Here is a 23,816-nt window from a genome sequence, read left to right on the forward strand (position 1 = left end):
TCACACACCTACAAGGAGTAAAACGTGCAAGATTCAACTTGGTACGTCATTGCGATGATCGTGTATCTCCTCGCAATGGCAGCCATTGGCTATTGGAGCTACAAGCAAACCGATCAATATGACGATTATGTTTTGGGCGGCCGTGGCCTGCACCCATTCGTAGCGGCCCTCTCCGCAGGCGCTTCCGATATGTCCGGCTGGCTCCTCATGGGCCTGCCTGGCGCGCTCTTCCTCTCCGGCATGTCCGAGCTATGGATGGCCATCGGCCTGCTCGTCGGCTGCTGGGCAAACTGGAAGTGGGTCGCACCGCGCCTGCGCTCCTACTCGGAGATCGCGGCCAACTCGATTACCGTGCCGTCCTTCTTTGAAAACCGCCTGCACGATAAGTCCCGCCTGCTGCGCATCATCTCCGCAGCCATCATCATCTTCTTCTTTACCTTCTACGTCTCCTCCGGCATGGTCTCCGGCGGCCGCTACTTCGAGTCCACCTTCGGTGGCGACTACCTCACCGGCATGCTCGTCATCGCCGCGGTGACCATCTTCTACACCTTCGTCGGCGGCTTCTTGGCGGTGTCCTACACGGACGTCGTCCAGGGCGTGCTTATGTTCGTCGCCCTGATGATCGTGCCAATTATGGCAATCGTCTCTCTCAGCGATCCTGCCTCCATCTTCTCTTTCGCCAGCAATAATGCCTACGGCACCGATGGCATAGTGGAAAATGACAACTTCTTCTCCATGTTCGCGGGTGTTTCCGCTGGCGTCATCATCGGCAACCTGGCCTGGGGCCTGGGCTACTTTGGCCAGCCACACATCGTGGTCCGCTTCATGGCGCTGCGTAAGCCTTCCGACGCCCGCCAGGGCCGCTTCTACGGCGTTACCTGGATGGGCCTGTCCGTCATCGGCGCCATCTTCGTCGCTCTCTCTGGCACCGTTTACTTCACTCAGACCGGCCACAGCATCACCGACCAGGACAACTTCGAAACCATCTTCCTGGATATGGCTCAGGCCATGATGCACCCACTGCCCGCAGGCTTCGTTCTGACCGCGGTTCTGGCCGCCATCATGTCCACCATGTCGTCCCAGATGCTCGTCGTCTCTACTTCCCTCATCGAGGACCTCTTCCTCATCTTTGCTAAGAAGAAGCCCAGCGAGCAGGTCCTCATCAACCTCTCCCGCACCGCCATCGTGGCCATCGCGGTCATCGCCGCTCTGCTGGCTATCAACCCGTCCGATTCCATCCTCGGCCTAGTTGGCTTCGCCTGGGCTGGCTTCGGTTCCGCCTTCGGCCCCATCGTTTTGCTGTCCCTGTACTGGAAGCGCTTCAACTCCACCGGCGCAATTGCTGGCATGGTAACCGGCGCCGTCGTGGCCATTGGCTGGGGCATGTCCCCGCTTTCCGACGTCCTCTATGAGATGGTCCCAGGCTTCTTCCTGGCCCTCCTCGTGGCCGTCGTAGTCACCAAGCTCACCAAGGAACCACAGCCGGAGGTTGTTGCCGAGTTTGAAGAGGCCACCAAGCTGGCCAAGCTCGTGGAAAATAACTCCAACCTCGACTTTGAGGAAGCCGCAGAAAAGGTCACCGATAAGTAATCGGAACCAACGCGGACTCCTCGCAGTCCAATAGGACATGAAGTCCTATTACCTGGCCGCGCTATCATGCATCACCGTCCTTATCGGCGCATGGTATGCGTGGCCTTTTCCGCGTTTTGACGTCACCACTCTCCCCTCCCGCCCCGAAGCCGCCGGCTACAACCGTGAAGACTTCGGCATCTGGCAACCCCACGGCGCCTGCACCACCCGCGAGGTCATTCTAGAAAGCCAATCCAGCGATCCCCTCCACGCCTGCCACGCTCGCAGCGGGACCCTTTATGACCCCTATAGTGGCACCACCATTCCCGCTACCTCGCCCATTGAGATCGACCACATTTTCCCCCTCTCCGCGGCCTATGACCTGGGCGCGTCCGAGTGGGACCGCGAAACCAAGGTCCGCTTTGGCAACGACCCGCTCAATCTCGTAGCCACCAGCCGTGAGCTCAACCAAGAAAAGTCAGACGCCCTTCCCGCGGAATGGCTACCTCCCGCCAACCGCTGCGATTATTCCCGCCGCCTTGTTGACATAGCCCGAAAGTACGCTCTTCCCCTGCCTTCCAAGGACGTGCGGGTGATGCAAAGGCAATGTCGGTTAGCCGTACTCACCGGAAATTGATTAGGGTTGACGTGGCAACTTTCCGCGATTGAAGGGTTCTTTCAATGACTTCTTTCCTTGTATTCCTCCACGTGGCCGCAGCCATTCTATTGATCGGCCCAGTATGCGTATCCACCTCTAGCTTCCAGACCCAGATGGCCAAGGCAGCACAGGGTGACAACGCGGCGCTCGGCTCCGCTCGCGTCCTGCACAACATCACCAATACCTACGGCTACATCTCTGCAATCGTGCCTATCCTCGGCCTCGGCGTATTCCTTTCCGATATCAGCGCTTACAAGTCCGAAGTGAACTTCCACATCGCCATCTTGGTTGCCATCATCGCATGGTGCCTGCTCTTCTTCGTCATTCTGCCAAAGCAGAAGAAGGCAATGGCCGCCCTCGAGTCCACTGAATCCTTCAACTACGCGGCAGCAAAGAAGCCGCTGTCCGCATTCGGCGGCGTATTCAACCTTCTGTGGATCATCTGCCTCATCCTGATGTACGTCAACTTCTAAGTGGCCTTCTAAAAAGCCATTTACTCCTCTGGGACAGTGTCTTCACTGTCCCTTTTCTCGTTTTCTAGCTCTTCCTTCAGCTTTTGCGCATCTTCGTGCGCATTTTCTCGACGCCGCCGCGTCGCCTGCGCCACAGTCTGCGCCCACCTCCGATTCTTCGGCGCGAGCGGCCCGCTGGCTTCGTCATAGACCCAAGTCGAATCTTCAAAGAGCCAGACGACGTCCCCGCTAATCGGGTCCTTGATATAAAACGCCCGCCCATCAGTCTTGATGTTGTGGTGATGTTGACACAGGCAGGTCAAGTTTGCCGCCGAAGTAGGTCCTCCGTCAGCGAAGTCATGCCGGTGGTCCATCTGGGAAGCCATCGCCGGCCGCGTACATCCGGGCCACCGGCAGGTTCCATCGAGCCCTTCCACAAAGGCGCGAATATGCGGCGGGGTGACGTAGTTTCCGCTTTCATCTTCTGCCGCCTTCTCCATGTCGCGCACGGTCGTGGCCCGCGATTGCATGTCATCGGCCACCTCAGGCGAAACCCAACCCAAGCTTTGGACGAAGGCGGGAGCATCCGGCAGATCGCACCGGTACATATTGAGCACCACCTTCGCCTTGGCTTCGGCCTCACCGGTGAGCAACTCGACCGCCGCTTGCGCCAAGGAAATGTCCTTCTCTGTGGCCACACCGCGAATATTTCGGTCAATGATTTCGGCAGTCTCTAAGCCCACGTCGAGACAAACGGCGGCCCACTCCCCGCCCGTAGGCTCAAGGTGATAGGACTCCTTGCGCCGTGGGTCGCGTGCGGCGATGGTCGGATCGAGGCGGACAATGAGCTCCCGAAGCTTTCGCCGCAGGTTGCGATGGGACGGTAATTTTTGGTTGGGGCGTTTGGGGGTGAGGTAGGTGGTTAATTCGGCGTCGATAAGCAGGCGTTTTTCGGCGTCAATCTCGCCTAACTTGGACAGCGTCTGGTCAATAGTGATTAAGCGGTCTAAATCTAAGTGGTAATGCTCTTCCTGCCGGGCTTTAAGGCGCGGCAGCTCCTGTAATCGCTCAAAGGCGAAAATGATATTTCTAATTCGGGACTGGCGCGTTCCGGTGAGATCCGACAGTGATTGGCTAATTATTTCGATATCGTCATCCGGGTCTGGATGCAGGCGTTTCCAAAGGAGGTATTCGGCCTTGCGAATGTCTGTTGCTGCTTGTGATGTGGAATTTGCTGGATTGGTATTGGCAAAGTAGGGCGCATTCATGGACTTCCCCCGCAGAAGTTTCTCTAGAACATGTTTGCGCTTTCAGTATACAAAACGCCTCCGACACACTACCCCCGTTTATAGTAAAATCGCAGGTCAAAGGGCACGAAAAAATGGGCCTCCGAAGAGGCCCATTGAGTCGAAAATGCTAGTCGCGCCAGCGCCCACCGCGCTTGCGTCCGCCGCCGTGATCACGGCGTGGCGGGCGGCCGGTATCCTTTTGAATCTTGATCAGCTGGCCGGAAATGCGGGTATCCTTCAGGCGATCCAGCACTGCCGGGTCGAGGTTCTTTGGCAGGTCAACCAGGGTGTGGCCCACCGCGATGGTGATGCGGCCGAAGTCCTTGGCAGACAAGCCACCCTCGTTGGCAATAGCACCCACGATGGCTCCTGGGCGCACATTTTGCCGCTTGCCGACGTCCAGTCGGTACGTCTCAAAGTCTCCGTCCGGCCGCTTGGGGCCGCGACCCTTGCCGCCGCTCTTGAAATCGCGCTTGCGATCATCGCGGCGGTCGCGGTCACGCTTCGGCTTGGGAAGCGGCTTGTCTTCCATCAGGAAGTTCTTGCCACCCTGCAGCATGACGGCGAGGGCTGCAGCGATGTCATCCATGGCCGCGTTATTGTCCTCGGAGTACTTGCGCACCAAGGTGCGGAAGAAGTCCGCCTGCTTATTGTCCATGGAGTTGGTAATGGACTGCGCGAACTTTTCCTTGCGCTTTTCATTGACCTCATCGACGGACGGCAGGTCCATCTCTTCCAGACGGGCGTTGGTCACGCGCTCGATGGAGCGCAGCATGCGGCGCTCGCGCGGGGTGACGAACAGGATGGCTTCGCCGGAGCGTCCAGCGCGGCCGGTGCGGCCGATGCGGTGCACGTAAGACTCGGTATCGTTCGGGATATCGAAGTTCACCACGTGCGTGATGCGCTCAACGTCGAGGCCACGGGCGGCGACGTCGGTAGCCACGAGGATGTCTAGGCGGCCATCCTTGAGCTGATCGACGGTGCGCTCGCGCTGAGCCTGCGCAATATCGCCGTTGATGGCGGCGGCGCTGAAACCGCGGTCACGCAGGGTCTCGGCCACCTCTTCGGTCTCGTGCTTGGTACGGCAGAAGACGATGATGGCGTCGTAATTGATGACCTCGAGGATGCGGGTGAAGGCATCCATCTTTGCGCGGTGCGGAATGAGGAGGAAGCGCTGCGTGATGTTGTCATTGGTGCGGCGCTCGGACTTCACCGTGACCTCGGCGGGGTTGTCGAGGTACTGCTTAGACAGGCGTCGGATAGCGTTCGGCATGGTGGCCGAGAAAAGCGCCACCTGCTTGCGGTCCGGGGTGTCCTCCAGGATGCGCTCGACGTCTTCTTGGAAGCCCATGTTCAGCATCTCATCGGCCTCATCGAGGACGAGGAACTGCAGCTGGGACAGGTCCAGCGAGCCCTTCTCCAGGTGGTCGATGACGCGACCCGGGGTGCCCACGATAACCTGCGCACCGCGGCGCAGACCGGAAAGCTGAATGCCATAGGCTTGGCCACCGTAGATAGGCAGCACCTCGACGCCCTTGAGGGACTCGGCGAAGGATTGGAAGGAGTCCGCCACCTGCAGGGCCAGCTCGCGGGTGGGAGCGAGCACAAGGGCCTGCGGATGGCGGGCCTTGGTGTCAATCTGCGACAGAACCGGCAGCGCAAAGGCTGCGGTCTTGCCGGTACCGGTCTGGGCAAGGCCGACAACGTCGCGGCCTTCCATCAAGATCGGGATGGTTTCTTCCTGAATGGGGGAAGGCTTGGTGAAGCCTACTTTCGCAACGGCCTCCAGAATTTTCTCTGGCAGGCCAAGATGCGCGAACCCCTGGGAGTTGTCGTTGGCTGAATCTTCGGACTCAGCGCCGGTGTCCTCAGAAGTATTCGCAGCCCTGGTGTCCTTGGTGACACCTTGCGAGTTGTCCTGAGATTCCGACTTATTAAAATCTTCCGGCTCGTTGACGCCGCCGGTGGCGTTATCGGTAATGCTCATTGCTTCACCAACCCTACGCGATTGCAGCCACAAACTCCATTGCGCAGCTCCTCGGCTTTCCTAGCCCAGATTTCCTGCAATGTTCGAAGCAGTTCGAAAACACCGAAGCGTGGCGTCGCGTCCTTCTTCTAAGGTGCAGTTCATGTCTCATCCACGCCCACGGTTCCTTTACGACCAAGCACGTATCCGTGCCAAGCTAAGTTCGTATCCAGGGTTCAGCACGGAACTGGACCCTCCGGTAGATCTTTATCTGTCCTCGCTGTCTACGGGCCTGATCTACCCCACTAGGCGCAGCCGTCGGCCACAGCATGGCGAGTTTGTACACATTACAGACCGCCGCTTTCACCTAAACCCCGTTTTTCGCATAACTAAGGTGGAGGACAATTTTGAGTTTTATGTGGTGGAGCTAGATCCAGTGCGCTTTCACCGCACTGAACACGCCGCACGTCCTAAGCTTCTTAGCCTTGGCAGCGTGGTGGACAACGAGAAAACTACTTACTTTCCGGTGGAGTTTGATTTCGCATCTCGTGCCAAGTTTGTGACTTTTAGTGCTGTTGATAAGCCTAAGGTAGGCCGCCTATACTCCTGCTTTACTTCACGGCCTCGGCACCCTTTATGCCTGCGCATAGAATCCACGGAGGACAACAATGGGCTGGTGCGCGCCCAGGTGAGCGAGCTCTATAGCGACTTTGAGCGCGGAGAAAGAAAAGGACCGCGAAAGGACTACGGCCCCGATAACCTCCCCTACCGGCCACCGGCTATCACCCGCACGGACGTAGAGATAGAGCTAGGGCGCTTCCGTCGCCTCTACGACCCAGAGTCATGGACTGTTCATGGTGCACAAGACGAAGAAACCCTCTTTATGGTAGAAGATCCGGATGGATCGCGGGCGGTCTTTATCGGCAAAAAAGACGCGTGGCTGCATATGACAAAAGAAAAAGGCCGCCGACTATATCAGATAGCGGCGACCTTTCTAGAGGAGCGCTAGGCTCCGGCGATAAAGGTGCGATAGCTCAGTGGCATGCCTGGGCGGTAGGCCAAGTGCACGGCGCTGGGGGCGTCGAGCACGTGCAGGTCCGCGGCGGCGCCCTCCACAATGGTGCCCTTAGCGGGGCGGCCCTGCGGGTCGAGGCCGTTGCCAACGTTGTGGCGGCGCAGGGCGGTCGCTCCGCCGGTGGTGGCGGCGTGGATGGCCTCATCGACGGAGAGGTGTTGCTGCAGGACCGCGGTGGTCACGCAGTAATTCATCGAGGAGGTATAGGACGTGCCGGGGTTGAGGTTGGAGGCGATGGCGAGGGTGGCGCCGGCGTCGAGAAGCGTGCGGCCCGGGGCGAGCGGCTCGCGGGTGGACAGGTCGCAGGCCGGGAGCATGGTGGCCACGGTATCGGAATTGGCCAGCAGCTCGACGTCTTCGTCGCTGAGGTAATTGACGTGGTCTACCGAGGCCGCGCCCAGTTCGACGGCGAGGGCAACGCCTGGCCCCTCGCCCAGCTGGTTGCCGTGCACGCGCAGGCCCAGGCCCAACTTCTTACCGGCCTCCAGCACGCGGCGGGATTGTTCCTCGTTGAAGGCGCCGCGCTCGCAGAAGACGTCGATCCACTGCACGTAGGGAGCAACGCCCTCGAGCATGGGGCCAACGACCTCGTCAAGGTACTCCTCCGCGTCCGCTCCCGGCGGGACCAGGTGCGCGCCCAAGAAGGTCACGTCATCGACGTGGCGGGAGGCTACCTTGGCGGCCTCCACCTCGGACTCGGTATTTAGGCCGTAGCCCGTCTTGGTCTCGAAGGTGGTGGTGCCACCGCGGCGGCCGGCGGCCACGCGGTCCGCCACCAGCTTGTCCAGGCGGTCGGTGCCGGCCTGGCGGGTAGCGTCCATGGTCACGGCGATGCCGCCTGCCTCATAGGAACCGCCGGAGATGCGGGCCTCGAATTCGGCGGAGCGGTCACCGTCGAAGACCATGTGGGTGTGCGAATCTACCCAGCCGGGCAGGACGGCGCGGCCGCCCAAGTCCACCTTCTCGTCGGCGGCCGGTGCCTCGGAGGCTGGGCCGACCCAGGCGATGGTGCCGGATTGGGCGATAATGGCGGCGTCGTTAAGCGTGCCACGCTCGCTGACCGTACGGAGTTCTGAAATGCCGGTAAAAAGTGTGCTCATCTAGTCCCTTGCCTTGAATTCCATCGGAATGCGGACGCCGCGCTCGTCGGCGACCTCCTTCGCGCGAGTGTAGCCGGAATCGACGTGGCGGATAACGCCCATGCCCGGGTCATTGGTGAGCACCGCGCGCAGCTTGGCCGCGGCGAGCTCGGTGCCGTCTGCAACGGTGACCTGGCCGGCGTGGATGGAGCGGCCCATGCCCACGCCACCGCCGTGGTGGAGGGAAACCCAGGTAGCGCCGGAAGATACGGCGGTCATCGCGTTGAGCAGCGGCCAGTCAGCCACGGCATCGGTGCCATCGAGCATGGCCTCGGTCTCGCGGTACGGGGAGGCCACGGAGCCAGAATCCAGGTGGTCACGGCCGATGACGATCGGCGCCTTGATCTTGCCGTCGCGCACCAGGTCATTGAAGAGCAAGCCGGCCTTGTGGCGCTCGTTGTAGCCCAGCCAGCAAATGCGTGCCGGCAGACCCTCGAACTCGACGTACTCCTCGGCGGCGTCGAGCCAGTTGTGCAGGTGCTCGTTGTCCGGGAAGAGCTCCTTGAGTGCTTGGTCGGTGACCTTGATGTCCTCTGGGTCGCCGGACAGCGCGGCCCAGCGGAAGGGTCCCAGGCCCTCGCAGAAGAGCGGGCGGATATAGGCCGGAACGAAGCCCGGGAACTCGAAGGCGCGCTGGTAGCCGGCCTTGCGGGCCTCATCGCGGATGGAGTTGCCGTAGTCAAAGACCTCGGCGCCCTCATCCTGGAACTCGACCATGGCCTGGACCTGGGCGGCCATGGACTCGCGCGCCTTCTTGGTAAAGGTGGTCGGATCCGCCTTGGCCTCGTTGTGCCAGTCTTCCATGGTGATTTCAGAAGGCAAGTAAGACAGCGGGTCATGTGCGGAGGTCTGGTCCGTGACGATGTCTACGGTAAATTCCCCGGCGCGCTGGCGGCGCAGGATCTCCGGGAAGACCTCGGCGGCATTGCCCACGAGGCCGACGGACAGGGGCTTCTTGTTTTCCTTGGCATCCAAGACCAGCTTGAGGGCCTCGTCGAGGTCGGTGACAACCTCATCCAGGTAGCGCTTGTGCTGGCGGCGCTTCAGACGGGTCTCGTCCACGTCCACGATGAGGCAGGCACCGCCGTTGAGGGTGACGGACAGCGGCTGTGCGCCGCCCATGCCGCCGCAGCCACCGGTCAGGGTGAAGGTGCCGGCCAGGCTGCCGCCAAAACGCTTCTTCGCCACGGCCGCAAAGGTCTCGAAGGTGCCCTGCAGGATGCCCTGGGTGGCGATGTAGATCCAGGAGCCGGCCGTCATCTGGCCGTACATCATCAGGCCCTCGTCCTCGAGCTTGCGGAAGTGCTCCCAGTTAGCCCAGTCTCCCACGAGGTTGGAGTTAGCGATGAGCACGCGAGGTGCCCACTCGTTGGTCTTCCAGATGCCCACCGGCTTGCCGGACTGCACCAGCAGGGTCTCATCGGACTCGAGGTCCTTGAGGGATTCAACGATGGCGTCAAAGGCTTCCCAGCTGCGTGCTGCGCGGCCGGTACCGCCATAGACCACGAGGTCCTCGGGGCGCTCGGCAACCTCGGGGTCGAGGTTATTCATGAGCATGCGCAGGGGCGCTTCGGTCTGCCAGGACTTGGCGGACAGTTCGGTTCCGCGCGGCGCGCGTACTTCGCGTGGTTGAGACATGGGCTTCCTTTCGTCGTGCTTGTTCGACGCCTTCCCAAGCCCCCTAGGCCGGTGTCCCGGGGCTGTCCCCGAGGACTTGTTCAGCGTCACATGTCACAAGGTACTGTGACCTAGCTCTGTGTACCATGCCACACGAACCCGAACTGTCTCGTATATGAGACACCCGCGGAGTGATCTACGATGGCCTGCATGCGTCGGTTCATCCCCCTCCTTTCCGTGGCCCTCCTCGCCGCTTGTTCCACCCCCGCCGAGGAACCGCAGCCGCCCCACTATGTGGCGCTAGGAGATTCCTATGCCGCCATGGGCTCGACCACGCTGCCACTGGATCCGCCCAATACCTGCGTGCGCGCACAGGATTCCTACCCCGAGCTCGCGGCCAAGGAGATGGGCGCAGAGCTCACCAATGTCGCCTGCCAGGGCGCTAGCACCCTCGACGTGCTTTCCTCGGCCGGCGAGCACCCCGCCCAGGTGGACGCCCTACGCGAGGACACCGACCTGGTGAGCCTATCCATCGGCGGCAATGACGCCAGCTTCGTGCGCCTTACCCAGTGCGCCACGGACGATATCTGCCAGGCGCAATCCGGCGCGCAGATTGACCTGGAAATCCGCGATCTGCCCCGCCGGCTGGACAAGGTTTACGAGGAGATTCGCCGCCGCTCCCCTAATGCGAAGATCCTCGCCACCGGCTACCTTCCGCTGATAAAGCGCGGGGAGACCTGCCCCTACATAGAAAAAATCCCGGCCAGTGACCGGGAATGGTTGGCAGGCTCCATCGAGCGCATCAACCAGGCGGTGCGCGAGGCCGCCGAGCGCAATGGGGCTACTTACGTGCTTGCCGACGCCGCCCTAGACCACACCGCCTGCTCCCCCTCGCCGTGGGTGGATTTTACGGGCCAGGAGACTAATTCCTTCCCCATGCACCCCACCCACGCAGGACAGGTGGCGATGGCCCAAGCCCTTAGCCGCGCAGCTGGCCGGTAGCGTCCTCGACGGCGTCGATAAGAGCGCCCTCCTTGACTAGGCGTACAGTCTCCTCGATCTCCGGGGAGAGGTAGCGGTCCACGCCGGGGCCTTCGACGGTCTCGCGCAGCTTCTCAATCACCGCGCCGGTTCCCTTGGCCGGGGTGCCCTCGCGCATGTCGATGGCGCGGGCGGCGGTGAGGATCTCTACGGCGAGCACGCGCTGCAGCCCATCAACGGCCTTGCGCAGCTTGCGGGCGGCGGACCAGCCCATGGACACGTGGTCTTCCTGCATGGCCGAAGACGGAATGGAATCGGCCGAGGAGGGATTAGCTAGGCGCTTCATCTCACTAACGATGCCAGCCTGGGCGTACTGCGCGATCATGTGGCCGGAGTCCACACCAGGGTCATCAGCAAGGAAAGCATTCAACCCGCGGTTGCGCGCCGGGTCCAAGAAGCGGTCGGTGCGGCGCTCGGAAATGGAGGCCAAGTCCGCGGTGACGATGGCGAGGAAATCGAGCGCATAGGCCACCGGCGCGCCGTGGAAATTGCCATTGGAGACCACGCGGCCGTCCTTGGTCACCACCGGGTTATCCACGGCGGCGGCCAGCTCGCGCTCGGCCACCTGGGCGGTGTGGGCCAGGGTATCGCGGAACCCGCCGGCAACCTGTGGGGCGCAGCGCACGGAGTAGGCATCCTGCACCTGGTTCTTCTTGAACTCCTCGAGCGCGGCCTCCAGGATCTCCGAGCCTTCAGCCACCTGGAGGATATTCGCCGCGGCATCGGCCTGGCCTGGGTGCGGGCGAAGCTGCTGCAGGTCATCGGCAAAGACCACGAGGGTGCCGAGCAGTCCTTCCACGGTCATAGCAGTAGCGATATCGGCGGTCTTTGCGGCCGCGCGCAGGTCAGTAATGGCCAGGCAGAGCTGGCCGAGCATGCCATCGGTGCCGTTAATAAGCGCAAGACCTTCCTTCTCGCGCAGCTGCAACGGCTCGATTCCGGCAGCGGCCAGGGCGTCGCCCGCATCCTTAAGCTCTCCGTTGACACGCACCTCGCCCTCGCCCAGCAGGGCCAGCGCGCAGTGAGCCAGCGGCGCCAAGTCGCCAGAGCAGCCCAGCGATCCGTACTCGCGCACCACCGGAACGATGCCAGCGTTCAGCGCCTTGGCATAGGTTTCTACCACCACGGGGCGCACGCCGGTACGACCGGTACACAAGGTGGACAGGCGCAGCAGCATAAGCGCGCGGATGACCTCTTCTTCCACCTCCGGGCCAGTTCCCGCAGCATGCGAGCGCACCAGGGAAAGCTGCAGCTGGGCGCGCATCTCCTCTGGGATATGGCGGCGAGCAAGCGCGCCAAAGCCGGTGGAAATGCCATAGACCGGAGTGGGATCCTGTGCCAGTTCTTCCACGCGCTCGCGGGTAGCGGCCACTTCTTCGAGAGCTTCGGGCGCAATCTCCACCTTCGCCCCATAGCGGGCAACGGCAACGACGTCCTCGATGCTCAGCGCACCGACATTGACGGTCACGGTGGATGGGTAAGCGTTAGGCATGGCAAAAACTCCTTGGAGTAGGGATTGATAATCAAAAATGTGTCGCGCGACAACCCAACGCGATAGATGTATGCTACATCACTTTCTTCGATTGCGGTACATTTTCCCCGCCACCTTGTCTGACGCCTCCTGCAGTGCCCGAATGGCGCCATCCACCTTTGCATCTGGCGTCCCTACCGGATACGTCACCGCCACCGCCGCCGCTGGGCGGTCCAGATGGTCCAGAATGGGCACCGCTACAGAAGCCTGGCCACGAGTAATTTCCTCCACCTCTTGGTCCCAACCCCGCGCGGCCACCAACCGCAAGCGCTCCTTCAAAGCAGAAAAGCCACTACCACCCGCAGTATCGAATGCGGCGCGCACCTCCGCGTCAGGAAGATGCGCCAGCATTACGCGCCCGGACGCCGTCTTATGCGCTTGCAATCGCACACCAACCTCGGTCACCAAAGAGATTGCCCCTGCAGCACGGACCTCCTGCAAGTACAAGATTTCCGATCCAGCCATACGAGACAAGTGCCCCGATCCACCCACCAGATCCGCGCACCGTTCCAAGTCCCGAGTAGCCATTCGCACCAAAGGCTGTTGAGTTACATAGGCCGAAGCCATGGAATAGGCCGCAAGGCCCAGGCCATATGTCTTATGTTCCGGCAAGTGCGCCACAAAGCCGGCATCCACCATCTCCGCTAGCAAGTGATACGTAGATGACCGTGGCAGTCCCAGTTCGCCTTGTATCCTGGCAGCAGAAATTGGTACGTCAATCGTCGATAACAACTTAAGAATCTCTAACGCGTGACGGGCCGCTGGAACTCGATTTGTACTCACACTTAGTGATTGTAGGCAGAATTTTCCTGCCATATCCCGCGTTTTTACCTACCCTCGGTAACCATGAACACTGAAGAAGCTGAACTTTTCACCCTCGCCCCCGAATGGTCCGGCCGCTCCGATGGCCCTGGCCCCGAGCATGCCCGCTGGCATAGCGTTATCAATCAGTCCACCGACTCCCCCGCCCCGGTAACCCTGGTGGGCTTTGCCTCCGATGAGGGCGTGCTGCGCAATGGCGGCCGCCAGGGTGCAGCCGCAGGCCCGGCCGCGCTGCGTTCCGCGCTGGGTTCCTTGGCAGTGCACCATGCGCATGCGCTTGCCGACGCCGGCACGATCACCACCCAAGCCGACGACCTCGACGGCGCCCACGATGCGCTCTCCGATAAGGTGCAGGAGCTCGTCGAAGCCGGCACTCTCCCCATCATTCTGGGCGGCGGTCACGAGACCGCCTTCGGCTCACACCGCGGCCTCTACCGCGCGGTGGGCGCCACCAAGATCATCAACCTAGACGCCCACTTCGATCTGCGCCGCGCCGATCAAGCCACCTCCGGCACCCCGTTCAAGCAGATTTCGGAGCTCACCGATGACTTCGACTACACCGTGCTGGGCATCTCCCGCCCCAATAACACCGCAGTGCTTTTCGACGAAGCCGAGTCCCTCGGCGTAGCCATCACCCTTGACGAAGAGCTGGTCAACCTCTCCCCGGCCGAATGCGGCGAGCTTGCCGCCCAAGCCACCGAGGGCAAGGACAAGGTCCACCTATCCATCGACCTCGACGTCCTGCCAGCATCCACCGCGCCGGGCGTATCCGCCCCGGCGTCGCTAGGCGTCAGCTACGAGCGCATCCGCGCCATGGCCGTGGCTATTGCGCGAACGGGCAAGCTAGCCCTGGTGGACGTCGTCGAGCTCAACCCCACCTTTGACATAGATAACCGCACCGCCAAGGCAGCGGCGCGGCTTATCGATGACATCGTCACGGCCCACCTCGGGGCCTAGCGCTTAGCTCAAAACAGCAGGTGGGCAATCGGCGTGGCGATGAGGATGGTCAGCGCCACGCGCTCAAACCAGATGATGACCAGGTGGGTGAGCTTCACCGGAATCTTGGTAGCCAAGATGCACGGCACCAGCGCGGAGAAGAAGATGATGGCGGAGACTGCCACCACGCCGATGACGAACTTGACCACCATGTTGTCGCTGCCTGCCACTGCGGTGGCGGGCAGGAACATCTCCGCAATACCCATGGCCGCGCCCTTGCCGGCCTGGACCGGCTCCGGCAGCTGCACTACCCACGCGAACGGATAAAACAGGTAGCCAATCCACTCGAAGATGGGCGTAAAGCGCGCAAGCAGTAGGCCAATAAGGCCCACCGACATGATGGAAGGCACGATGGCCGCCGCCATGCGCACGCCATCGCGCAGGTTCTCCCAGATGGACTCCCACAAGGACGGCGCGCGCTGCAATGCCAGCATTGCTTCGCGCCACGCGTTCTTGATGCGCGAGCCCTCCACCGGCTTTTCCGGGTCTGGGTGTGCTTCTGCAAAGTACTCATCTGGAATGGTGCGTAGCGGCGGAATGCGCACGGTAATGGCCGTCACCACAAAGGTCACGATGAGCGTGACAATAAAGTAGGTGCCCCAGATTTTCATCAGGTCAAGCTGCTTGGCCACAATGACCATGAAGGCCGCAGAGACCGTCGAAAAGCCGGTGGCAATAATGGCCGCCTCGCGCCCGGTATAGCCGCCCTTTTGGTAGACGCGGTCGGTCACCAAAATGCCCAGCGAGTACGAGCCCACAAATGAGGCCACCGCGTCAATGGCGGAGCGCCCCGGCGTCTTCCACAGCGGCCGCATGATGGGCTGCATGAGCACGCCAACAAATTCCAGCAAGCCAAAGCCAATGAGAAACGCCAGGAAAGCACCACCGATAGGCACGATGAGCCCAACCGGAATCGCGATGGAATTCCACAGGAACGGCACTAGGTCTTCATCGCCCAACACCCACGGCAGCGCATCGATGACCATGAGGAAAGAGATCACCGCACCCACAATGTTGAGCACCGCGAAGACCGCCTGCAGCGCGCTTTCCTTAAACGCCCCGGTGGTAAAGCTGCGCACCGTGCCATAGACAGCAAGGGCAAAGATAATCCACGGCACCGCCGCTGGAATCCCCTCGCGCACCATGGTGACCATGTGGTCCAAAGGAATGGAGCGCTTATCCTGGTACGTCACTGGCAGGAAGAATACGAACGCGCCGATGGCGCTATATAAAAAGAGTTTCCACCGTCCCCCAGGCTGCGGGATTTCCCCGTCATGGCTCTGGTGCGAGGTGTAGACAGATTCGGTAGAAGTCACAGTAAAACCGTCCCCTCAAGCTTGCATACAAAAATCAAGCCCGCGTGACAGCCTTACGCGAACATTGGGGATATGTTATCTAAGTAACAGCTCACTGTCTAGATGTTTCCGAGATCCAAGGCACAATGGAGTCATGTCTAACCCCATTCGCGTCGTTGGCGCCGTCTTCCACGACGGCGAGCGGTTCCTCGCCTGCCGCAAGAAACCAGGCAAGCCATTGGAAGGCCACTGGGAATTTCCGGGTGGAAAGATCGAGCCTGGCGAAACCCCTGAGCAAGCTCTAGCTCGCGAAATTCGCGAGGAGCTCAACCTCATCGCCGAGGTCGGCCAGAAAGTGACGACAACAACCTATGAGTACGAATTTGCGACCATTGAGCTAACCACTTTCTACTGCACGCTTGTCGACGGCGACCTACGCCTGACCGATCACGACGCTACAAAATGGGTTACCTCCACAGAGGCCGCACACCTGGCGTGGGCTCCCGCAGATATCCCGGCAGTAGAAGCTATTGCTTCTAGTCACAGCTGAGAAAAGAAAGATTCTTCCTTTCGTATTTTCCTTCTGCCAGCATGCGGCGGATATCCTCCGCCAAACGCACTACCAATTGCGGATCGGATTCCGCCAACGCTGCGATTTCCTGCGTTGCCTTGCCTCCGTTTGTCGTTTGCCCTTCATAGGAGGGTCGCGCCGAGTAGAGATCAAAGTATTTTCGGCTCACGCCGTTGACATTCCTAAATTTAGGACCTGGCTGGAACTCGTCTCCATACATGACTCCCCTAGCCAGTAGTTTGGAAACCCGAGATATTTCCTCCTTAGGTCCTGTAGCTGGCCATCCTAAACGGATTCCGATTTCGGCGACCAACAGAATCTCATCTCGTAGCCATTTTGGACTTCTCAATCCAGTCTCCAATCAACAGGGATAAAAATTTAGACTGCGGGGATTGCTCTTCTTAATTGAGACCAAAGAACTCTAGTGAATGCCATGCCTCAAAATCACTGAAGGGCAACACCGCCTGGAGAAAAATTACTTCGCCAATCCTTGAATCAGCCAATTTGCATTTCGTAGCATTTAGAATTTGGTCATTATGAGTACTAACCCTGACTCTTCCCTACCTTTCGGCGTTTACGAGACCCCTATTACGGCCCGAATCCGTGAACGCATGAACGAAACGTTAAACCAACATCCTGCTGCAGGATTCGGTATTGGAAGAAGCTCCGATGAAGAAGCTCATGGCCGCTATACCTCGGCGGTTTCACAACACATTGGTTCACTTCTAGAGCGACGGCTATACGGTTTAAAGTCACCCGAAGACCGGGTTGCCCTAATCAACAACATCGCGCTTCTACTGGGTGAAGATGAAGAGATTGATTCCGAAGAACTCCTCTACGCCGTATACAACTCCGGATTGGCGGACCCTCCCCTGCTTCCGGATGTTTCACTCACCAAGAGTGCACTATTCACTAACGCCCAAGGAGAATCTAGTTTAACCAGCGAAATCGAGAGAGAAATCAAAACTGCTGATTCGGTTGATCTGCTCTGTGCGTTCATCAAGAACTCCGGCATCAGCGTTCTTGATAGACAACTCGAGTACCTTCGCGATAACGAGATCCCTTTCCGGCTACTCACTTCTACCTACTGCGGTGCATCCGACGCAGCAGCGCTCAAGCGATTGGTTGAGAAATATCAGGCCGAAGTAAAGATTTGCTATGAGCACAAATCCACTCGCCTTCATGCCAAAGCTTGGCTGTTCCGCCGAAAATCCGGGTTCGATACTGCCTTTATCGGCAGTTCCAACCTTTCCCGATCTGCTCTCGTCGATGGTTGGGAGTGGAATGTCCGCGGGTCCAATACCGCGACTCCTGAAGTAATCGATAAGTTCATCAAGACTTTCGATAGCTACTGGCACGACAGTCATTTCAAGACCTTCGACCCTAATCGCGACATGGAGAGACTCGAGCGGTCTCTTCGCGTCGCCAAGGGTGGCGAAAACTCCGGGGCGCTTCGCCAACTGGAGTTATCTGGCCTTGAGGTAACTCCTTACCCCTACCAAGAAGAGATGCTCGAGGCGCTACGCTCAGAGCGTGAGGTAAAAGATCGACATAGGAACCTCCTGGTTGCTGCTACAGGAACAGGAAAGACGGTAGTTGCCGCATTGGATTACCGGAACCTATGCGAACAATGGAAGCGACGCCCTCGGCTGCTTTTCGTTGCACACCGGAAAGAAATTCTTCAACAAGCCCGCCGGACATTCCAGGAAGTGCTTAAAGATGCGGACTTTGGCGAGCTGCTAGTCGACGGCGCTCAGCCTCGCCGCTGGGACTATGTGTTCGCCAGCGTGCAATCTCTCAGCGCTTCCCGTTTACAAAACCTAAGTAGCAACCATTTTGATGTCGTAATAATCGACGAGTTTCATCACGCACAAGCCCCCACTTATAAAGCACTTTTGGACCACCTCCAGCCACAAGAGCTCCTGGGTTTAACGGCAACACCAGAACGTGGTGATGGAGAAAACGTCCAGAAATACTTTGACTATCGCGTAGCTCATGAACTTCGTTTGTGGGATGCATTGCGTCTACAGCTTTTAGTCCCCATGCATTACTACGGGATTGCCGACGGAACGGACCTTTCCTCATTGACATGGAGCCGAGGCAAAAAGGACTACAACACCGAAGAGCTCTCCGAGTTCTACATCAAAGCGGGAGAAAAGCGCACCCGCTTCATTGTTAACGAGCTAAACCGACGCATCTTCGATCTCTCAGAGATGAAAGCTATCGGCTTTTGCGTCACGATTGCCCACGCAGAATATATGGCGCGGCAATTCCAGCAATTTGGAATCCCAGCGCGAGCTGTCACAAGCGATCTCACCGCCACCGAGCGTGCTCGGGCCATCAAAGATCTGGAGACTGGCGACGTCAAAGTCCTGTTCTCTGTAGATATATTTAATGAGGGCGTTGATATTCCTTCTGTTAACACCCTTCTTTTGCTCCGCCCGACACAAAGCCCTGTGGTCTTTCTACAACAACTGGGTCGTGGTCTTCGTCTATCTCCAGGCAAGGACTCCTGCGTCATTCTCGATTTCATTGGACAGCAGCACGTCGATTTTGATTTTGAGCGAAAATTCCATGCCTTAACCCGGAAGCGGGGCAAGCGCTTAGCTGAAGAAATTGAGCAGGGCTTCCCCACCACCCCACCGGGTTCGCATATCCAGTTCGACCAATCGACGACCGAGCAGGTTCTCCGAAACGTTAAGAAGGTCTCACGAAATTCCTTACGGAAAGTGCGTGCATTGCTCTCTGAAATTCGAACCACGAATCTCAAAGAGTTCCTTGAGGATTCTAACCTGCAACTAGAGGATATCTACCGCCCGTCGAAATATTCGTGGACACGGCTTCTTCGAGAAGAAGGCCTACTAGAGCAAAAGGCCGATGAGACCGAATCATTTCTACTTAACAGAATTCGAGTCTTCCTTCACGTCAACGATCCACACCGAATCGATGCCTATCTGCGCATCCTTTCCACCCCAAGTCTTCACTACGCCGACATGGAGCCGTCCGACCAGGCCTTCACCCGAATGCTCGTACTCGGATTCTGGGCAAACTCAAATTCTCCGCACCCTGGATCCTATGACGCGGCCTTGACGATTTTGCGCCAGCATCCACAAGTTGCTTGGGAATTGGAGCAGGTTATGCGACTGAGCAGTGACTCCTCACGCATCGTTCCACAACATAGCGATAGTTCAGTTTTGGAGACGCATGCGGATTACTCGTTGGCCGAGCTTATTGGTGCTTTAGAGTCGGGAAGCCTTCACCAGCTTGTAAACCTGCCACGCGAAGGTGTGAAATATTTTCCCGATATCAACACTGATCTTTTCTTGGTGACGTTTCAAAAGGACGAGCAAGTCAGTGCCTCCACGAATTACCGAGACTATCCAATAGCACCCGATCTGTTGCACTGGGAATCTCAATCGACAACGACTTTGAAATCAAAGGCGGCTAGGCGATATATCGGCCATCAGGAGCGAGATGGAAAAATTCTCATTGCCTCGCGCTTTACCAAGAAAAACAAAGTAGGGACAGCGAGCGCATATACCTACCTCGGTGCAGTGGATTATGTTTCCCACCATGGAGAAAAGCCAATTCAATTTGAGTGGAAGCTCCAGAGGTCAATGCCCAAGGCTCTCTATGCTGCGGGAAGAACGGTGGCTTAAATCTCCGCTCGAGGAATTGAATTCCTCGTTTTCCTGATACTAGACAGCACTCTCCCTATAGTGATTAGAAACACAATCAATCGAGAGGGTGCTATGAGCCAGACCAGCGAATCGAATTCCGCCCGGCCTGCAGGGGGCAAGCACGACACAGAATCAACCGACCAGACAAGAGTGAAATGGACCCTGGTCGGTCCGGGGCTAGTTGCGGCCGCAACAGGCGTCGGCGCAGCCGACCTAGTTGCCACCATGATTGCCGGTCAACGCTATGGCTACGCACTCCTTTGGGCGGTCATTATCGGAACAATTATGAAAATTGTGCTGGTCGAAGGCGTCGGTCGGTATAGCCTTGCTACCGGAAACACGATGTTCCATGGCTGGCGCGAGTTGGGACGGTGGACTTCCTGGTATTTTGCCCCTTATATCGTTATTTGGGGTCTTGTCTACGGTGCTGCATCGATGTCCGGCGCTGGTCTCGCTCTTAGCGCTCTTTTCCCAGGTACCAGCCTAGAAATGTGGGCAATTATTGCCGGAATATCCTGCTTTACTCTAACTTGGCTTGGGCGGTATCAGCTTTTCGAGAAGCTATCAGCCATCTTGGTCGGAATCATGTTTGTCACCGTGGTGGGTATCGCAGCCATTACGGCCCCGAACCTTCCCGAAGTTATCGGCGGTTTGGTACCGCAGATTCCGGATGGCTCCTTCGTCTACGTGTTGTCCATCGCCGGCGGAGTGGGCGGCACAATCACGCTTGCCGCTTATGGCTACTGGCTGAGAGAAAAGGAATGGTACACACCGAAATGGATGCAGGTCATGCGTATGGACAATGCGGTGGCATACGCAGTTACCGGAATTTTTGTGTTAGCCACACTCGCGCTGGGTGCTGAACTCCTCTACAGCGCCAACGTCGCGGTCTCCGATAATGATCAGGGTCTCGTTGATATGGCGGACGTACTAGAGGAACGCTACGGGACTTTCATGTCCAAATTGTTCATCGTCGGGTTCTTCTCCGCCGCGTTCTCTTCCTGCCTTGGTGTTTGGAACGGTGTATCCCTGATGTTTGCCGACTACATCGGTCACCTCAAAAAGATCCCGCAAGGCGATCCCCGGACCAGTACTGGTGGAAAGTATTACCGCGCTTACCTCATCTGGCTAACTTTCCCACCAATGCTGCTTTTGCTCCTTGGAAAGCCAACCGGACTCATCATCGCCTACGGCGTCCTGGGCGCATTGTTTATGCCGTTCTTAGGCCTTACCCTCTTGGTCCTGCTGAATACCAAACACACCCCGAAACAATGGAGAAACGGCTGGATCGTCAACACCTTGATGGCGGTAATCTCCGTTGCCTTCGTTTACCTTTGCGTTTCCCAATTGGCTGAAATTCTCTAGCCGAGAATAAGTGCCTACTTCCCCTGCGGCACTCGCTTCGGCTTGTTCCCCACCCCGGCGTGCGGGTCGCGGCCGAATGCCCAGGCAATGATGCCGATGAAGGCGATGGCACCGCAGACGGTGAAGGCGAGGGGGAAGCCGGAGGCGTCGGCAAGCAGGCCAATGAGCATGGGGCCCAAGATTTGGCCGAAGTCTCCGGCCATCTGGAAGGTGGATAGCACCTTGCCGCCGGAGCGGTCATTGCCCACGATGTCGCCCACCGCGGCCTGCTGGGAGGGGTTGATAAGCCCGGAAGAGGCGCCGGCGAAGGCGGAGACGAGCAAGAGGAACCACACGCTGGTGGCCATGCCCATAAGCACCATGAAGATGGCGGAGCCAACGAGGCCGATGAGGATAAGTGGTTTGCGGCCGTGGATATCGGACCACTTGCCGGAGAACTGCAACACGATGGCGTTGCCGGCCGCAAAGACTGCGAGCGCCAGGCCGGAGGCGGCCGCGCCATTGTGGAAGATGGAGGCCGCAAAAAGCGGCAGGACGGATACGCGCACGCCCATGTTGATCCAGCTATGGGCAAAGTTGGAGGTCAGCACCGCGCGGTAGGCGGTATCACCCCAGGCCTCCTGCAGGCGCATGGGTGGCAGCTTATCCTTGCTGGCTTGTTTGTGGTTGACGCGGGGCATTTGCCACCAGACGACGAACGCGGCCAGCGCCACGCCCACGCCGTAGATGAAAAATGGCCAGCGGAACCCCAGGAAGGACAGGCTGGCACCAAGAACGGGGCCGGCGACGTTACCGAGCAGGAAGGCAGTGGCGTAGGTGGCAGAGCACTTGCCGCGAATCGTCGGCGGGGACATACGCACGATAAGACCCATGGCCGAGACGGTGAACATGGTCGAGCCAATGCCGGCCAGGGCGCGCAGGGCCACGATGTGCCAGTAGCTTTGCGCAATGGAGACTAGGCCCGTGGTCACCGCGACGGTCATGAGCCCGATGAGATAAACGCGGCGCGAGCCGACGCGATCCACAAGCGTGCCGGACATGGGCGCGAAGATAAGGCGCGAAGCGGCGAAGATGGAGACCACAAGGCCCGCGGCAGCCATGGAGACATCGAAGCTCACCACGAACTGCGGAAGCAGCGGGGCGATGAGGCCATAGCCCAAAGCGATAATAAAGGCAGCCGTGACCATGACCCAGATTTCGCGCGGAATCTTGGGCGCTTCCTCTTGTTCTACTTCCCCACTGCGTGCATTCATCATATCGGCTGCAACTCTAATCCTTGGTGTCAGGGAAAGCCATTTACAGTTTGGGCTCGAACATGCGTTCGTTTTTGGTGGGTCTATGTCCGCGCGGGGTTCTAGTGTGATGGCCATGCACAACGTACAAAAGAAGTTTCCCCAGCCCACCGCAATGAACCTGCCCCAGTCCGCCTCCGAGATTGCGGCGGACTTGCTCTACCACGAATATGACACCATCAATTCCATCGCCGCCATCATTCACCACCCGCGTTCCCTAGCGCGCCCTACTCCCACCTGGCGCCCACCGATAAAGCAACTGCCGACGCCCGCCGGTGGACCGGGCGGAGAGTATTGCATGAGCATTACCCGCCACCGTGTGGGTGCGCGCGTGAAGGCCCGCGTGCGCGGCTTTGGGCAAGACCGCATTCCGGCGTATCTGATTACCATCCGCATTACCGAGAACTTTGGTCAGCCGGTAGATCCAGCTGTGGCCGAGGGCTGGATACGCACGCTCGTGCCGGCAGAGATGGTGGGTGCAGTCCACGAGGTCTCCCGTGGCCCGAATGCCACTTATGTGTGGCTCGTGGATAGCTCCTATCAGCCGGTCCACTCCCCCGAGTCGCTCTTCGCCGGCTTCAGCCAAGCCGCCTAGGCGGTCGCGCGCTGTTGTGTTGACTGCGCAGATGCGTCTGACTCTGCATGCGGGTCAGGCGCGTGGAGCACCTTCCTCATCACCTCGTGGTTGAAGGTCACCGTGTAGTGCCGGGCAATTACCTTTGGCATAAAGCGCAGGACCAAGCAGGCGATGAGGACGGTAAAGACCTTATCCAAAATGTCCGAGGTAAGGCCCTGCAAGATGATGGCCAGGCGCTCGTCTTGGAAAATCATCTCGTAGAACTTGGTGAGGTTTTGTGGCCCCTTGCGCGGGCGACCGCTGAAGGAAAAGATGAGCACGTACACGCTCATCACGCCGCAGCCGATGCCCATTCCGAGGCCGGAGAAAATGATCCACGACAGCTTGTTGAATACCCCGCGGCGAGCCAGCAGGCCTACTGCGGCACCGATAAAGATACCTACGGGCGCAAAGGCGAGATCATAGGCAAAGTACACTCCACCCAATACGGTGGTGGTAAGCCCCGTGGCCATGCCGAGCACGGGACCGGCGATGATGGCGACGATGGCGGTGCCGACAGCATCGAAGAACATCGGCACCTGCGTGCGCACCGTCAACGAGCCCAACAGCAGGTTGATGGAGGCGCCGAAGATCGGATACAGGAGGATGCAGTTAGGCACCAGCCCATGCTGCGAGGTATATAGCAGCACCGCGGCCGCTAGGAGGAGGACCCAGACGCTGGCGGTCAGGTAGGACTCGAAAGTCACATTTACCGTGGAGTACACCCCAAAGACGGTGCAAAACCACGCGGCAAGCGAGAGTGCCACGGCTACTACAACAAGGACGTAGCGCCACGTGGTATCGCGGGTCATCGCCATGGTCTTCTCCTCCTCACAAGGCTA

20 protein-coding genes are annotated in these 23,816 nt (G+C 59.0%); 10 read left to right on the forward strand and 10 right to left on the reverse strand.

What is annotated here, in order from left to right:
* The first annotated feature begins 24 nt into the window (after positions 1–24).
* The 3 genes from putP to ACKFRY_RS09655 are packed head-to-tail and all read left to right on the forward strand — an operon-like array spanning position 25 to position 2,700.
* The gene (putP, locus tag ACKFRY_RS09645) at positions 25–1,590 is read left to right on the forward strand and encodes a sodium/proline symporter PutP (protein ID WP_408922760.1); all 1,566 of its coding nucleotides are present in this window, start codon (positions 25–27) and stop codon (positions 1,588–1,590) included.
* Positions 1,591–1,627: 37 nt separating this feature from the next.
* Entirely contained in the window at positions 1,628–2,206 is a 579-nt protein-coding gene (locus ACKFRY_RS09650) for an HNH endonuclease family protein (protein ID WP_200435164.1), read from the forward strand.
* A gap of 44 nt (positions 2,207–2,250) precedes the next feature.
* Positions 2,251–2,700 (forward strand): DUF2269 domain-containing protein, encoded by a 450-nt coding sequence (locus ACKFRY_RS09655; protein ID WP_200435163.1) that lies wholly within the window; start codon positions 2,251–2,253, stop codon positions 2,698–2,700.
* Positions 2,701–2,720: 20 nt separating this feature from the next.
* Here ACKFRY_RS09655 and ACKFRY_RS09660 read toward each other — a convergent pair whose 3' ends face one another.
* Together ACKFRY_RS09660 and ACKFRY_RS09665 are read right to left on the reverse strand one after the other, a co-directional pair.
* A complete protein-coding gene (locus ACKFRY_RS09660) occupies positions 2,721–3,947 on the reverse strand; it encodes an HNH endonuclease signature motif containing protein (RefSeq protein WP_408922761.1) in 1,227 nt (408 codons plus the stop codon).
* Between the two features lie 148 nt (positions 3,948–4,095).
* A complete protein-coding gene (locus ACKFRY_RS09665) occupies positions 4,096–5,955 on the reverse strand; it encodes a DEAD/DEAH box helicase (protein ID WP_408922762.1) in 1,860 nt (619 codons plus the stop codon).
* A 373-nt stretch (positions 5,956–6,328) separates the two neighbouring features.
* Here ACKFRY_RS09665 and ACKFRY_RS09670 point away from each other — a divergent pair, with 373 nt between their 5' ends.
* Positions 6,329–6,943, forward strand: coding sequence for a hypothetical protein (locus ACKFRY_RS09670; protein ID WP_408922763.1), 615 nt, complete (start codon positions 6,329–6,331; stop codon positions 6,941–6,943).
* Here ACKFRY_RS09670 and hutI read toward each other — a convergent pair.
* Positions 6,940–8,109, reverse strand: a complete 1,170-nt coding sequence (hutI, locus tag ACKFRY_RS09675) for an imidazolonepropionase (RefSeq protein WP_408921268.1) — start codon at positions 8,107–8,109, stop codon at positions 6,940–6,942. The two genes, ACKFRY_RS09670 and hutI, sit on opposite strands and share 4 nt — an antisense overlap.
* Positions 8,110–9,786, reverse strand: coding sequence for a urocanate hydratase (hutU, locus tag ACKFRY_RS09680; RefSeq protein WP_408922764.1), 1,677 nt, complete (start codon positions 9,784–9,786; stop codon positions 8,110–8,112). It abuts the gene before it with no gap.
* Between the two features lie 189 nt (positions 9,787–9,975).
* Here hutU and ACKFRY_RS09685 point away from each other — a divergent pair, with 189 nt between their 5' ends.
* Entirely contained in the window at positions 9,976–10,767 is a 792-nt protein-coding gene (locus ACKFRY_RS09685) for an SGNH/GDSL hydrolase family protein (protein ID WP_408922765.1), read from the forward strand.
* Here ACKFRY_RS09685 and hutH read toward each other — a convergent pair.
* Together hutH and ACKFRY_RS09695 are read right to left on the reverse strand one after the other, a co-directional pair.
* On the reverse strand, positions 10,745–12,298 hold the full coding sequence (gene hutH / locus ACKFRY_RS09690) for a histidine ammonia-lyase (protein WP_408922766.1): 1,554 nt from the start codon (positions 12,296–12,298) through the stop codon (positions 10,745–10,747). The genes ACKFRY_RS09685 and hutH overlap by 23 nt on opposite strands.
* 78 nt (positions 12,299–12,376) lie before the next feature.
* Positions 12,377–13,153 carry an IclR family transcriptional regulator gene (locus ACKFRY_RS09695; protein ID WP_408922767.1) on the reverse strand — a complete coding sequence of 259 codons (777 nt, stop codon included), beginning with the start codon at positions 13,151–13,153 and terminating at the stop codon, positions 12,377–12,379.
* 30 nt (positions 13,154–13,183) lie between these two features.
* Here ACKFRY_RS09695 and hutG point away from each other — a divergent pair, with 30 nt between their 5' ends.
* Complete coding sequence (gene hutG, locus ACKFRY_RS09700) at positions 13,184–14,116, forward strand: formimidoylglutamase (protein ID WP_005323467.1); 933 nt, start codon at positions 13,184–13,186, stop codon at positions 14,114–14,116.
* An 8-nt stretch (positions 14,117–14,124) separates the two neighbouring features.
* On the opposite strand, the gene ACKFRY_RS09705 is transcribed toward hutG, so the two are convergent.
* Complete coding sequence (locus ACKFRY_RS09705) at positions 14,125–15,471, reverse strand: YjiH family protein (protein ID WP_005323483.1); 1,347 nt, start codon at positions 15,469–15,471, stop codon at positions 14,125–14,127.
* A gap of 133 nt (positions 15,472–15,604) precedes the next feature.
* On the opposite strand from ACKFRY_RS09705, the gene ACKFRY_RS09710 reads away from it, so the two are divergent.
* Positions 15,605–16,000 (forward strand): (deoxy)nucleoside triphosphate pyrophosphohydrolase, encoded by a 396-nt coding sequence (locus ACKFRY_RS09710; protein WP_005323485.1) that lies wholly within the window; start codon positions 15,605–15,607, stop codon positions 15,998–16,000.
* Here ACKFRY_RS09710 and ACKFRY_RS09715 read toward each other — a convergent pair.
* On the reverse strand, positions 15,987–16,190 hold the full coding sequence (locus tag ACKFRY_RS09715; protein ID WP_239191599.1) for a hypothetical protein: 204 nt from the start codon (positions 16,188–16,190) through the stop codon (positions 15,987–15,989). The two genes, ACKFRY_RS09710 and ACKFRY_RS09715, sit on opposite strands and share 14 nt — an antisense overlap.
* Positions 16,191–16,557: 367 nt before the next feature.
* Here ACKFRY_RS09715 and ACKFRY_RS09720 point away from each other — a divergent pair, with 367 nt between their 5' ends.
* Positions 16,558–19,680 carry a DUF3427 domain-containing protein gene (locus ACKFRY_RS09720; protein WP_408922768.1) on the forward strand — a complete coding sequence of 1,041 codons (3,123 nt, stop codon included), beginning with the start codon at positions 16,558–16,560 and terminating at the stop codon, positions 19,678–19,680.
* A 93-nt stretch (positions 19,681–19,773) separates the two neighbouring features.
* The gene (locus tag ACKFRY_RS09725; RefSeq protein WP_239277909.1) at positions 19,774–21,066 is read left to right on the forward strand and encodes an Nramp family divalent metal transporter; all 1,293 of its coding nucleotides are present in this window, start codon (positions 19,774–19,776) and stop codon (positions 21,064–21,066) included.
* Positions 21,067–21,080: 14 nt separating this feature from the next.
* Here ACKFRY_RS09725 and ACKFRY_RS09730 read toward each other — a convergent pair whose 3' ends face one another.
* A complete protein-coding gene (locus ACKFRY_RS09730) occupies positions 21,081–22,322 on the reverse strand; it encodes an MFS transporter (RefSeq protein ID WP_408922769.1) in 1,242 nt (413 codons plus the stop codon).
* 106 nt (positions 22,323–22,428) lie between these two features.
* Between ACKFRY_RS09730 and ACKFRY_RS09735 the strand changes: the two genes are divergently transcribed.
* Positions 22,429–22,953 carry a hypothetical protein gene (locus tag ACKFRY_RS09735; protein ID WP_408923427.1) on the forward strand — a complete coding sequence of 175 codons (525 nt, stop codon included), beginning with the start codon at positions 22,429–22,431 and terminating at the stop codon, positions 22,951–22,953.
* On the opposite strand, the gene ACKFRY_RS09740 is transcribed toward ACKFRY_RS09735, so the two are convergent.
* Positions 22,950–23,792 carry a hypothetical protein gene (locus ACKFRY_RS09740; protein WP_408922770.1) on the reverse strand — a complete coding sequence of 281 codons (843 nt, stop codon included), beginning with the start codon at positions 23,790–23,792 and terminating at the stop codon, positions 22,950–22,952. The genes ACKFRY_RS09735 and ACKFRY_RS09740 overlap by 4 nt on opposite strands.
* Between the last annotated feature and the right edge of the window lie 24 nt (positions 23,793–23,816).

Source organism: Corynebacterium tuberculostearicum (assembly GCF_046097255.1).
GTDB classification, from domain to species: Bacteria; Actinomycetota; Actinomycetes; order Mycobacteriales; family Mycobacteriaceae; genus Corynebacterium; species Corynebacterium tuberculostearicum_J.

What these genes read in the sequence shown, in the direction of transcription:
- ACKFRY_RS09650 (WP_200435164.1), top strand. Translation starts at nt 1,628, where the DNA reads ATGAAGTCCTATTACCTGGCCGCGCTATCATGCATCACCGTCCTTATC.
- ACKFRY_RS09655 (WP_200435163.1), top strand. Translation starts at nt 2,251, where the DNA reads ATGACTTCTTTCCTTGTATTCCTCCACGTGGCCGCAGCCATTCTATTG.
- ACKFRY_RS09660 (WP_408922761.1), bottom strand. Translation starts at nt 3,947, where the DNA reads ATGAATGCGCCCTACTTTGCCAATACCAATCCAGCAAATTCCACATCA.
- ACKFRY_RS09665 (WP_408922762.1), bottom strand. Translation starts at nt 5,955, where the DNA reads ATGAGCATTACCGATAACGCCACCGGCGGCGTCAACGAGCCGGAAGAT.
- hutI (WP_408921268.1), bottom strand. Translation starts at nt 8,109, where the DNA reads ATGAGCACACTTTTTACCGGCATTTCAGAACTCCGTACGGTCAGCGAG.
- hutU (WP_408922764.1), bottom strand. Translation starts at nt 9,786, where the DNA reads ATGTCTCAACCACGCGAAGTACGCGCGCCGCGCGGAACCGAACTGTCC.
- ACKFRY_RS09685 (WP_408922765.1), top strand. Translation starts at nt 9,976, where the DNA reads ATGCGTCGGTTCATCCCCCTCCTTTCCGTGGCCCTCCTCGCCGCTTGT.
- hutH (WP_408922766.1), bottom strand. Translation starts at nt 12,298, where the DNA reads ATGCCTAACGCTTACCCATCCACCGTGACCGTCAATGTCGGTGCGCTG.
- ACKFRY_RS09695 (WP_408922767.1), bottom strand. Translation starts at nt 13,153, where the DNA reads ATGGCAGGAAAATTCTGCCTACAATCACTAAGTGTGAGTACAAATCGA.
- hutG (WP_005323467.1), top strand. Translation starts at nt 13,184, where the DNA reads ATGAACACTGAAGAAGCTGAACTTTTCACCCTCGCCCCCGAATGGTCC.
- ACKFRY_RS09710 (WP_005323485.1), top strand. Translation starts at nt 15,605, where the DNA reads ATGTCTAACCCCATTCGCGTCGTTGGCGCCGTCTTCCACGACGGCGAG.
- ACKFRY_RS09720 (WP_408922768.1), top strand. Translation starts at nt 16,558, where the DNA reads ATGAGTACTAACCCTGACTCTTCCCTACCTTTCGGCGTTTACGAGACC.
- ACKFRY_RS09725 (WP_239277909.1), top strand. Translation starts at nt 19,774, where the DNA reads ATGAGCCAGACCAGCGAATCGAATTCCGCCCGGCCTGCAGGGGGCAAG.
- ACKFRY_RS09730 (WP_408922769.1), bottom strand. Translation starts at nt 22,322, where the DNA reads ATGATGAATGCACGCAGTGGGGAAGTAGAACAAGAGGAAGCGCCCAAG.
- ACKFRY_RS09735 (WP_408923427.1), top strand. Translation starts at nt 22,429, where the DNA reads ATGGCCATGCACAACGTACAAAAGAAGTTTCCCCAGCCCACCGCAATG.
- ACKFRY_RS09740 (WP_408922770.1), bottom strand. Translation starts at nt 23,792, where the DNA reads ATGGCGATGACCCGCGATACCACGTGGCGCTACGTCCTTGTTGTAGTA.